11 protein-coding genes and 1 pseudogene are annotated in these 11,110 nt (G+C 63.4%); 6 read left to right on the forward strand and 6 right to left on the reverse strand.

Annotated elements, in window-relative coordinates; genetic code table 11:
* A pseudogene (locus VNC39_RS14480) lies at positions 1 to 123 on the forward strand (IS1595 family transposase); the annotation flags it as partial.
* 61 nt (positions 124 to 184) lie between these two features.
* On the opposite strand, the gene pdxH reads toward VNC39_RS14480, so the two are convergent.
* On the reverse strand, positions 185 to 781 hold the full coding sequence (pdxH, locus tag VNC39_RS14485; RefSeq protein WP_325400358.1) for a pyridoxamine 5'-phosphate oxidase: 597 nt from the start codon (positions 779 to 781) through the stop codon (positions 185 to 187).
* Between the two features lie 76 nt (positions 782 to 857).
* Between pdxH and fabI the strand changes: the two genes are divergently transcribed.
* From fabI to VNC39_RS14500, 3 genes are all read left to right on the forward strand, one after another.
* Entirely contained in the window at positions 858 to 1,700 is an 843-nt protein-coding gene (gene fabI / locus VNC39_RS14490; RefSeq protein ID WP_325400359.1) for an enoyl-ACP reductase FabI, read from the forward strand.
* 178 nt (positions 1,701 to 1,878) lie between these two features.
* Positions 1,879 to 2,955 (forward strand): chorismate synthase, encoded by a 1,077-nt coding sequence (gene aroC, locus VNC39_RS14495; protein WP_325400360.1) that lies wholly within the window; start codon positions 1,879 to 1,881, stop codon positions 2,953 to 2,955.
* 35 nt (positions 2,956 to 2,990) lie between these two features.
* Positions 2,991 to 4,154 carry a hypothetical protein gene (locus VNC39_RS14500; protein ID WP_325400361.1) on the forward strand — a complete coding sequence of 388 codons (1,164 nt, stop codon included), beginning with the start codon at positions 2,991 to 2,993 and terminating at the stop codon, positions 4,152 to 4,154.
* A 143-nt stretch (positions 4,155 to 4,297) separates the two neighbouring features.
* On the opposite strand, the gene VNC39_RS14505 is transcribed toward VNC39_RS14500, so the two are convergent.
* From VNC39_RS14505 to hslV, 5 genes are all read right to left on the reverse strand, one after another.
* Positions 4,298 to 5,674: an MFS transporter gene (locus VNC39_RS14505; protein WP_325400362.1), complete on the reverse strand. Its 1,377-nt coding sequence runs from the start codon at positions 5,672 to 5,674 to the stop codon at positions 4,298 to 4,300.
* A 309-nt stretch (positions 5,675 to 5,983) separates the two neighbouring features.
* Entirely contained in the window at positions 5,984 to 6,493 is a 510-nt protein-coding gene (locus tag VNC39_RS14510; protein ID WP_325400363.1) for a demethoxyubiquinone hydroxylase family protein, read from the reverse strand.
* The gene (locus tag VNC39_RS14515) at positions 6,493 to 7,044 is read right to left on the reverse strand and encodes a disulfide bond formation protein B (protein ID WP_325400364.1); all 552 of its coding nucleotides are present in this window, start codon (positions 7,042 to 7,044) and stop codon (positions 6,493 to 6,495) included. The genes VNC39_RS14510 and VNC39_RS14515 overlap by 1 nt, the downstream gene beginning before the upstream one ends.
* Complete coding sequence (hslU, locus tag VNC39_RS14520) at positions 7,041 to 8,357, reverse strand: ATP-dependent protease ATPase subunit HslU (RefSeq protein ID WP_325400365.1); 1,317 nt, start codon at positions 8,355 to 8,357, stop codon at positions 7,041 to 7,043. The genes VNC39_RS14515 and hslU overlap by 4 nt, the downstream gene beginning before the upstream one ends.
* Entirely contained in the window at positions 8,357 to 8,908 is a 552-nt protein-coding gene (gene hslV / locus VNC39_RS14525; protein WP_325400366.1) for an ATP-dependent protease subunit HslV, read from the reverse strand. Before hslV ends, hslU begins: the two co-directional genes overlap by 1 nt.
* A 167-nt stretch (positions 8,909 to 9,075) precedes the next feature.
* Between hslV and VNC39_RS14530 the strand changes: the two genes are divergently transcribed.
* Together VNC39_RS14530 and VNC39_RS14535 are read left to right on the forward strand one after the other, a co-directional pair.
* Positions 9,076 to 9,990 carry a helix-turn-helix transcriptional regulator gene (locus VNC39_RS14530; protein WP_325400367.1) on the forward strand — a complete coding sequence of 305 codons (915 nt, stop codon included), beginning with the start codon at positions 9,076 to 9,078 and terminating at the stop codon, positions 9,988 to 9,990.
* Between the two features lie 4 nt (positions 9,991 to 9,994).
* Positions 9,995 to 10,540 (forward strand): nucleoside 2-deoxyribosyltransferase, encoded by a 546-nt coding sequence (locus VNC39_RS14535; RefSeq protein WP_325400368.1) that lies wholly within the window; start codon positions 9,995 to 9,997, stop codon positions 10,538 to 10,540.
* The last annotated feature ends 570 nt before the right edge of the window (positions 10,541 to 11,110 follow it).

The raw sequence follows: 11,110 nt of genomic DNA on the forward strand, positions 1-11,110 counted from the left end.
AACGGCATCCCAAAAGCCAATTTCCACCTCTTCCTCAAGGAATGCGAGTGGAGGTTCAACGATGGCTCTCCCGCCCAGCTCTTGAAGCAGCTCAAGCGCTGGGTCAGAAAGAATTCAACCTAACATCTGGGACAGCCCCAAGTTTTTTTGCTACTTTTTGTTCACAAAAAGTAGTCCTTCCTTCCTACGGATAAAGCCTGCCCGCCGCCCATCCTGTCGCCGTTCTGGTAAAGGTCAGCCGGTCGTGCAGGCGGAATTCCTGCCCCTGCCAGAATTCGAAATAATCCGGCGTCACGCGCCAGCCGGACCAGAATTCCGGGCGCGGAATTTCCGCCCCCGGGAACCGCCGCTCCGCCTCGGCCACCCGCGCCTCGAACAAGTCGCGGGAGGCCAACTCGCGGGATTGGTCCGAAGCCCAGGCCCCTAGCTGCGAGCCCCGTGGCCGAGAGGCGAAATACGCATCCGCCTGGGCATCCGAAACCGGGGAAACCGCCCCTTCGATGCGGATCTGCCGGTACAGCGACTTCCAATAGAACAGCAGCGCCGCCTGGCCGTTGTCGGCGAGATTCCGCCCCTTGCGCGAGCCGAGATTGCCGTAGAACACGAAGCCATCCCGGTCCCAGGCCTTTAACAGCACCGTGCGCGCTGCCGGCCGGCCGGAGGCGTCGGCGGTCGCCAGGGTCATCGCATTCGGGTCAGACGGCTCCGCCGCCACCGCCGCCGCCAGCCATTCCGCAAAAATCTCGAACGGGTCGTCCGCCAATTTACAGGCCTCCATCATATTGCCGCACTTGATGCTTTCAGTACTCTATGCCACCAACCGGCCCCTGTCCGAAGCCCCTACGGAGATATCGTTCATGCCTGATTCCGCCCCCGAAATCGCGCCGCCGAAAGGCACGCTCATGCAGGGCAAGCGCGGGCTGATCATGGGCGTCGCCAATAACCGCTCGATCGCCTGGGCCATCGCCCAGGCCGTGGCGGCCCAGGGCGGCGAGCTCGCCTTCACCTACCAGGGCGAGGCGCTGGAAAAGCGGGTGCGCCCGCTCGCCAACTCGATCGGCGCGGATTTCCTGCTCCCCTGCGACGTTACCGACGACGAGGCGATGGATCACGCCTTCGACCAGCTGGCCAAGAAATGGGGCCAGATCGACTTCCTGGTCCATGCGATCGGCTTCGCTGACAAGAATTTCCTGCGCGGGCGCTATGTCGACACGCCGCGCTCGGTGTTCCTCCAGGCGCTTGATATTTCCTGCTATTCCTTCACGTCGGTCGGCCGGCGCGCCGCGGCGATGATGCCCAACGGCGGCTCGCTGCTCACCCTTTCCTATCTCGGCGCCGAGCGCGTGATGCCGCATTACAACGTGATGGGTGTGGCCAAGGCGGCACTGGAAGCCTCCGTCCGCTATATGGCGGCGGATCTCGGCCCCGACCGGATCCGCGTCAACGCGATCTCGGCCGGCCCCATCAAGACCCTCGCCGCCTCGGGCATCGGCGATTTCTCCTACATCCTGAAATGGAACCGCCTCAACGCCCCGCTCGAGCGGAACGTGGAGCTCGAAGAAGTCGGCGGCGCCGGGCTCTATATGCTCTCCGACCTGTCGCGCGGCGTGACCGGCGAAGTCCACCACGTGGATTGCGGCTATCACACGGTCGGCATGAAGAACCCGAACGCCCCCGATATCGCCGTCTCCGGGGACTAAGGAAAAACAAAGGAAGCGCTACTTTTTGTAAACAAAAAATAGCAAAAAAACTTTATTAATACCGGCCATGGGCTTTGTCGGGGACAACGCTGCCGGCCCGGCATAGTAAAAGTTTTTGCGCCGCTTTTTTCAAAAAGCGGCCCTTTCTTTACTCATGGCTTGGCGTTACGCCTCGTCCATGTCGCATAATACTTTCGGTCATCTCTTCCGTGTCACCACCTGGGGCGAGAGCCATGGCCCCGCCATCGGCTGTGTCGTGGACGGCACACCGCCGGGCATCGCTTTGTCGGAAGCCGACATCCAGCCTTTTCTCGACAAGCGCCGGCCGGGCCAGTCGAAATTCACCACCCAGCGCCAGGAATCCGACCAGGTAAAAATCCTGTCCGGCGTGTATGAGGGCAAAACCACCGGCACGCCGATTTCGTTGCTGATCGAGAACACCGACCAGCGCTCGAAAGATTACGCCAACATCGCCGCGCAATACCGGCCGGGCCACGCGGATGTGGCCTATGACATGAAATACGGCCATCGCGACCCGCGCGGCGGCGGCCGCTCCTCGGCCCGCGAGACAGCCATGCGCGTCGCCGCCGGGGCGATCGCACGCAAAATTTTGGGCGATGGCGTCAAAATCCGCGGCGCCATGGTGGCGCTGGGCGCGCACGGCATCGAACGCGCCCGTTGGGATTGGGCGGAGATCGACCGCAACCCCTTCTTCTGCCCCGACCCGCAGGCCGCGGCCGAATGGGCGGTGATTCTCGACGAGATCCGCAAATCCGGCTCCTCGCTTGGCGGCGTGGTCGAAGTGGTGGCCGAAGGCGCTCCCCCCGGCCTCGGCGCGCCGATCTATGGCAAGCTGGACGCCGAGATCGCCGGCGCGCTGATGAGCATCAACGCCGTGAAGGGTGTGGAAATCGGCGACGGCTTCGCCGCCGCCACGTTGCGCGGCGAACAGAACGCCGACGAAATGCGCATGCAGGAGGGGAAAATAACCTTCCTCGCCAACCATGCCGGCGGCATTCTCGGCGGGATCTCCACGGGCCAGCCGATCGTCGCCCGTTTCGCGGTGAAGCCGACCAGCTCGATCCTCATCCCCGTGCGTAGCGTCAGCGCCGCCGGCGAGGATGTCGAGATTTTCACCAAGGGAAGGCACGATCCCTGCGTCGGCATCCGCGCCGTCCCTGTGGGAGAAGCAATGCTGGCCTGCGTTCTTGCGGATCACCTGCTTCGTGACCGAGCGGTAATTAAGAGAGAATAAATGCGCGCCCCATTATCCTAGGTTAACATATCCATATGGACAGGAAATTTACGCGTAACTTTATCTCGTGGATCGGCACGGCATGCTGGAATGACCGCGTCGCCTGGATTCGCGCCCGTGTGCAGGTCGGGACACGTAGCGGCAGGCTGGCCGCGCAGCGCTTCCTCGCCGAATCGGCGCTGGAAAAATCCCGCCGCGGGCTCGCGCTAACTGCCGCCGAATGCTCCCTGGTTGAGCTCGCCGCGCGCATCCCTGTCCTGCATCGTACGCTTTCCGCCGCGGGCCAGGCCCGGCTGCGTGAGATGGTCGAGGCGGCTCTGGTCGGCGAGGCGACTTTGCTTCCCGTCCTGCACCTGCTCCACACCGCGCATCTGCAGGAGGCACGCGGCTTCGCCATTGCCTATACCGGGTTCGAGGAAGCGACACCGTTCGACCTGCTGATCAGCCGCGACGGCATGCAGGCCGAGATCGCCTGCGACAGCGTCTCCGTCGAAGACGGCCACGCCGTGCACCGCGGCAGCTGGACGCGGCTGATGGACCGCATCGACCCGGACCTGCAAACCTGGCTCGCCGCCCATCCCGGCCGCTATCTGTTGAAACTGACCCTGCCGAAAGGGCTCAAGAGCCACGCCGAGGATCTGCCGGCGCTGCATGAGCGGATCCGCGATTTTCTCACCACCGCCAAGCGCGCCGATTACGACGAGGCCGCGCTGCTGCGCCTCGATCCGCTGCTGCTGGCCGGCGCCCAGGCGAGCGACAAAATGGTCGGCATCCTCGCTAAATTGCGCCGCGAATTCGGCCCCGAGGCCCATTTCGCCGCCACCGAAGCCGGCACCAGCCTGTTCATCATGGCCGCCCGCGGCGGCGAAGAGAACGACGTCGCCGCCATGGTGCGCCGCCGCCTCGCCGCCATCGCCCCCGCCCGCCTCACCGGCACCCGCCCCGGCATTCTGGCAATCTGCGTCGCCGATACCGACCAGCTCGAATGGCAAAGCTTGCGCGACAAACTCCTGCTGGAGGGCGAGGCGCGGCAGTTTCTCACCTTCCCCGAAGCCAGGTCGGTGGTGGCGGTGACGTTCGCCTCGCGCTACGAAATGACCAAGGCCGGGGCACCGGAAGGCGATCTGCGCTTCCGCAACCCGCTGCACCCCGAAGCGAAATCCGCCGCCCTCGCGCCGGCGGTGCTGTCCACGGTTTAAAAGGAAATAAGGAAGCAGCCGCTTTTTGAAAAAAGCGGCGCAAAAACTTTGGTCACGCTGGGGCGCTCAAGCGGCACGGGCCCAGTTTAACAAAGTTTTTTTGCTACTTTTTGTTCACAAAAAGTAGCGCTTTCTTTCCTTCCTTATTCCTGGCGGAACCTTATCCGCGTACCGCTCAAGGCGGCCGCGACGAAAGCGGTGAACGCCCCCATGCTCAGGCAGGTATACACCGCGCCATGGGCCACCAGCCCAAGGATCAGCGCCACCAGCATGCCGCCGACCGTCTGGCCGAATAGCCGCGCCACCGAAATCATGCCGCTGGCGCTGCCGGTGCGCAATTTCGGCGCGGTCGTGATCATCGCCTTGTTGTTCGGCGGCTGGAACAGGCCGAACCCCATCCCGGCCACGGCGATCGGCCAGATGATGTCGAAATTGGTGGGCTGAGCCGGCGCCAGGCGCAGGAACAGAAAGCCCAGCCCCGTGATGCCAAGGCCGACGGTGGAAAGCAGGGATGCCGGGTAGCGGTCGGTCAAACGGCCGACCATGGGCGCCACCAGCACGATGGAGAGCGCCCAGGGCGTCATGAGCAGGCCGGTCATCACCGGGCCGCGATGCAACACATTCATCAGGTTGAACGGCATCGAAATGATGAAGAAATTGGACGCGACAAAGCCGAAAAACCCGACCAGGAACGCGGTCCGGAAACCGGATCGGGCCAGCAAATCGACCGGCAGCAGCGGATCGGTGCGGCCGAGCTGAATGCGCACCAGCGCGATCATGCTGCCGCCGCCGACGATCAGCAGAACCAGCGCCAGCACCACGCCGCTATTATGCGCGAAACTGTCCAGGCCGATGACCAGCGCGCCGAGCCCGGCGGCGAGCAACGCGGTGCTGATGAAGTCGAACTCGCCAGGAATGATCGGCGTGGTCGGTAGCGCCGTCAGCGCGAAATACAGCGCCAGCCCGCCGAGCGGCAGGTTGATGAGAAACAGCCATTGCCAGCCGGCCATCGAAAGCACGCCGGCCGCCACCGTTGGCCCCAATGCCACGGCCAGCGCCACGACCAGCCCGTTCAGCGCAATGCCGCGGCCGAGTTCGCTGCTGGGGTAAATGAAGCGCACCAGGGCGGCATTCACGCTCATGATGCACGCGCCGCCAAAGCCTTGAAGCGCGCGCGCCGCCGCGAGCTCCGGCAAGGTGCGGGAGACAGCGCACAGCACCGAGGCAATCACGAACAACACCAGGCCGATGCGGCACATGCGCGCATGGCCGACCCTGTCGCCCATCGCCGCCAGCGGCAGCAGCGAGATCAGGCTCGCAAGCTGGTACGCATTGACCACCCAGATGGCGGACGACTCACTGGTGTGCACATCATGGGCAATGGTCGGCAACGCCACGTTCACGACGGCGTAGTCGAGCACCGAGAGCAGCACGGACAAGGCCACCGCAAACATCGCGCGGTAGCGCGCGCCGCCGAACAGCCCGTCATGGGGAAGAGGTGAAGCTAAAGTCGCAGACATGGCATTTTACCTATTATGTCGCGATGCCGCGAAATAATATGGCGCGATGCAGCCCCGGCCAGGGTAATTCCGAATTGCTGTTATGAGCCGCTGAACCTCAATGGCAACTTAATGCATTGATTTGCCACGATGAATCGCCGGCAGGCAGTTTACTGCCCCGCAGGCTAAGAAAGCGGCCGCTTTTTGAAAAAAGCGGCGCAAAAACTTTTATTATGCCGGGCCTGAGGCGCTGAAACCGCACGGGCCCAAAGTAAACAAAGTTTTTTTGCTACTTTTTGTTCACAAAAAGTAGCGCTTTCTTTCTTCCCTTCAGATCCGCTCGCTGATCCGGATCGCCGCCTTACAGCCGGTCTTGATGATGGCGGTCAGCAGTCGGTAAGCCGGCGCCTGCCGCGCGCCGTGCTCGATGCCGATATCCCTGTGTTCCAGCTCCTCGAGCCGGAAGCGTTCGATGGTCTCGTTCAGCAGCGCCTCGTCCGTATCCAGCGCCGCCTGCTGCGCGGCGTAATGGGCGTCGATCACCTCCTCCACCGCCACGGTGCAGGCCATCGCCGCCTTCGCTCCCATCGCGGCGGTGGCGGCGCCCAGGGCAAAACCGGCCACATGCCAGAGCGGCAACATCACGGTCGGCCGCACCCGGCGCGTGGCGATCAGGCGGGAGAAGGTCTCCAGATGCTGCACTTCCTGATCGCGCATATGCCGCAGCGTTTCCGCATGCGGGCCGCGCCCCAGCACGGCGAGCTGGCCGGAATAGATCCGCTCGGCGCCGTATTCGCCGGCATGGTCGACCCGGATGAAGCGTTTGACCTTCTCGTCCATCAGAACCTTTTCGGTTTTCTCATCAGATAAGCCGTCAGGAGCAGAAACAGAACCAGCGAATTCAGGAAATCCATGGCCGACATGGACACCGGCAGATGCGGGATCAGATAAACCGGCGCGTCGCACGGACGGCCTGGCGTCGCCGGCAAGGGCGCGCCAGGCGTGAGAATGCCGTTGCATTCAGGCAGCGGCGAGAGCCACCAGTGGAATTCGACGCCGACATGGAAGAAGGCGATGCCCACATTGGCCAGGAAGGTAAGCGCCGCAAGGCCCAGCACCACCCGCCCCGGCTTGCGCGGCAGCAAGGCGGCCACGATGCCGAGCGCGATCACGATCCGGTAGGGCCAGCGCTCCCACAGGCACAGCTCGCACGGCACCAGCAGCAGCACGTCTTGCGCGAAATAGGCGATGCCGAGCGCCACCAGCCCAGCCAGCACGACCAGCAAAGCGGCGATGCGGTGCGGCCTGACGCCGGTGCCGATCCGTTCGATGCGCTGAATCTGCCGGGCCTGCTGCGGGTTGCGGCCAGGCTTGCTGCGCGCTCCGCTCACAGGATGAACCTGCTGAGATCACCCTTGGCGGCCAGCGGCGCAACCCGCTCATTCACATAGGCGGCGTCCACCACCACCGTGTCGCCGGAGCGGTCGGTGGCGGAGAAACTGATCTCCTCCAGCAGCCTCTCAATAACCGTTGCCAGCCGCCTGGCGCCGATATTCTCCACCCGGTCATTGATATCGAAGGCGAGCGAGGCCAGCGCATCCACCGCGTCATCGGCGAAGCTGAGCGTCACCCCTTCGGTCGCGAGCAGCGCCACGTATTGCTTGAGCAGCGAGTGTTCCGGCTCGGTCAGAATGCGCCTGAAATCCTCCCGGGAGAGCGAATTCAGCTCGACGCGGATCGGCAGGCGCCCTTGCAGTTCGGGCAGCAGATCGGCCGGCTTGGCGACATGGAAGGCGCCGGAGGCGATGAACAGGATGAAGTCGGTCTTGATCGGGCCATATTTCGTCGAAACGGTGGTCCCTTCGATGAGCGGCAGCAGGTCGCGCTGCACGCCCTCGCGCGACACGTCGGCGCCGCGAAAGCCGCCTTCGGTCTTGGCGCAGATCTTGTCGATCTCGTCGAGGAAGACGATGCCGTTATTCTCCGCATGCCGCAGCGCGTCCTTGGTGAGCGCTTCGGTATCGAGCAGGCGGTCGGCCTCCTCGCGCTGCAACGCGCGGCGGGCGTCGGGCACCAGCATTTTGCGCTTCTGCGGCGGGCGGCCGAACATACCCTTCATCATATCCCCGAGATTGATCGCGCCGCCCGGCGGCATGCCCGGCATGTCCATCATGCCGATCGGCGTGCCCTGGGTCTCGCCCACGGCGACCTCGATCTCCTTGTCCTCGAGCTCGCCGGCGCGCAGCATGCGGCGGAATTTCACGCGCGTGTCGGCGGAAGCCCCTTCGCCCACCAGCGCCGAAATCAAACGCTCCTCGGCGGCGAGCTCGGCCTTGGCCTCCACGCCCTTGCGGTTCTGCTCGCGCAGCATGGTGATGGACGCTTCCACAAGGTCGCGCACGATGCTTTCCACATCGCGGCCGACATAACCGACCTCGGTGAATTTCGTGGCTTCGACCTTGAGGAATGGCGCCTGCGCGAGCTTGGCAAGGCGGCGGGCGATTTCGGTCTTGCCGCAGCCGGTCGGGCCGATCATCAGAATGTTCTTGGGCACCACCTCTTCACGCATCTCCTCGGGCAGCTGCAGCCGCCGCCAGCGGTTGCGCAACGCGATGGCGACGGCGCGCTTGGCGTCGTCCTGGCCAATGATGAAGCGATCGAGTTCGGACACGATCTCGCGGGGGGAGTAGACGGGAATATCCATTACAGCGTTTCAACCACCAGATTTTCGTTGGTATAGATGCAGATATCTGCGGCGATCTTCATGGCGCGGCGGGCGATGTCCTCGGCCCCCAGATCGGGCACCGTCATCAGCGCGCGGGCCGCGGCCAGCGCATAATTGCCGCCCGAGCCGATGGCGATGATGCCGTCGGCGGGTTCCAGCACGTCGCCATTGCCGGTGAGCGTGTAGCCATGCTCCTTGTCGGCGACGATCAGCATGGCTTCAAGCCGGCGCAGGTAACGGTCCATGCGCCAATCCTTGGCCAGCTCCACGCAGGCGCGCTCCAACTGGTTGGGGAACCGCTCAAGCTTGGCTTCCAGCCGCTCGAGCAGCGTGAACGCATCGGCAGTGGCGCCGGCGAACCCGGCCAGCACATTGCCATTGCCGATGCGCCGCACCTTGCGGGCATTGCCCTTCACCACCGTGTTGCCAAGGCTCACCTGGCCGTCACCGGCCAGCGCCACCGCGCCGTCGCGGCGAACGCACAAAATGGTCGTGCCATGCCAGCCGACCGGATCATTCGGGTTTGTCATGCGCGAGACATGGCATCCGCTCCGCGCGCCGACAAGGCCACTCAGCCTTGCAGCATGGCCTTGCCTGCCCCGCCGAACCGGCACTGGATTTCAGGCATATGAATTATATTGCGTTTTTCGTGGCCAAAACCCTTTTGCACCGCAACAGCGGATGTTAAAAGCCAACTATGATTATAGACGGAACGAACAAACCGGCCGGCGCGGCGGACAAAGACCCGCTGCTGGTCGGGCTCGGCCAGCGCGTTAAGCTTCTGCGGGCCCGGCGCGGCATCCCGCGCCGCGTGCTGGCGGAAGCGGCGGACGTCTCGGAGCGCCACCTCGCCAATCTGGAATCGGGCATCGGCAATGTCTCGGTTCTGGTGTTGCAGCAGGTGGCCCAGGCGCTCGGCTGTTCGCTGGCGGAATTGCTGGGCGACGAGACGACCAGCTCTCCGGAATGGCTGATGATCCGCAAGCTGCTGCAGGGCCGCAGCCAGACGGATCTGCACACGGCGCATCGCGCGCTCGCGGACATTTTCCTGGAAGGGTCCAATGCCGGGCAGCGCAACGAGCGGATCGCCTTCATCGGCCTGCGGGGCGCCGGAAAATCCACCCTCGGCCAGATGGTCGCGGCGCGGCTGAACCGCCCTTTTATCGAGCTGCGCGCGGAAATCACCCGCCTCGCTGGCTGCGGGCCGATGGAAATCCAGGCGCTGTACGGCTCCAACGCCTATCGGCGCTATGAGCGCCAAGCCCTCGAAGAGACGCTGCAAAACCACAAAAGCTGCGTCATCGCCACCGCCGGCGGCATCGTTTCCGAGCCCGGCACGCTCGACATATTGCTGCGCCATTGCTTGACGATCTGGCTGCAGGCCGAGCCGGAGGACCATATGGACCGCGTGATCGCTCAGGGCGACGCGCAGGCGCTGCATAAATCGGGCCGGCGCGAGGCCATCGACGATCTGCGGCTGATCCTGGAAAGCCGGGCGGCCTTCTATGCCAAGGCGGATTTCTCCTACAACACCAGCGGCAAGACGCTGGAGGAGGCATTTGCCGGGCTGATGTCGGCGATTGCCGCGCATCAGCCGATGATCGTCGCCTGACATAGTGGCGCCAATCCAGATCTACCTGGCGGGGCCGGATGTGTTCCTGCGGGACGCGTTGGACCATGCGCGCGCGAAAATCGCCATCTGCGCCCGCTACGGGCTGGTCGGCCACGCGCCGGCCGAAGCCGCGCCGCTGCCCAACGACGACGCTTGGCGGGGAATCTTCCTCGCCGATCTGGCGATGATGGAAGCCTGCGATGCCATCATCGCCAATCTCACGCCCTTCCGCGGCGCCTCCGCCGATGCCGGCACGCTGGTCGAACTGGGCTGGTTTCTCGGCCGCGGGCGGAAACTGTTCGGCTATTCCAATTCCGCCCTCCTTTTCCCCGCCCGCAGTGCCGCGCAACGCCAGGCCGTGCCCGACCCGCTGCCGGGACTGGCGGAAGAAAGTTTCGGCCTGGCGGATAATCTGATGATTCCCGGCGCGGTGGAACATGACAGCGGCCTGCCGATCACGCTGCCGCCCGACGGCCTCTCCCGCCCCTTCGACGCGCTCGATATTTTCGAAATCTGCGTGGCGCAGGCTGCATCCGCGTTGCGATCTTAAGGCGAAACAATCTTAAGACGAAACAATCTTATGGCGAGAATATCAATCCAAGCTCGCCGATCGCGCTAAATCTTTGCCTTCGCAAAGATTCCCAAAAGCACCAACTTCCTTGAGCAGTTCCATGTATTTAAATGGAAATTTTTTATCTCATAAAAATTACATACTGTTCTGAGAAACGAGTCGAATATATTCGTCGCAAGTATCACAAAGAAAAAATAAAATCGTTTCGACGAACGAACACCTTGACCGCGAATTTCAAAATGCGCATGTGCCTAAGAAACCGTTAGGAAAAATCACAACACGCCGCCGCGCGTACATGTGAATGGCAGTTAACCATTAATTAAGACATAATGAACTAGGCATAGAAACGAAACTTTTTAGCGAAAACAAGACGGATCATGCTGCAAATCACCGCACCTGCCTTGGCCGCCCGCCGCACCTCCTGGACCTCCGGCCTGTTCGTGCGGCTGCTGGAGGCCGGCATTCTTCTGGCCGAGGCCGTGATGGTGCTGGCCGGCGGCGCCATCGTCAAAGCCGTGATGGGCGGCGTGGCTTTGCCGAACCCGATGG

Origin of the sequence: Acidocella sp., from assembly GCF_035535915.1 — a bacterium.
GTDB lineage: Bacteria > Pseudomonadota > Alphaproteobacteria > Acetobacterales > Acetobacteraceae > Acidocella.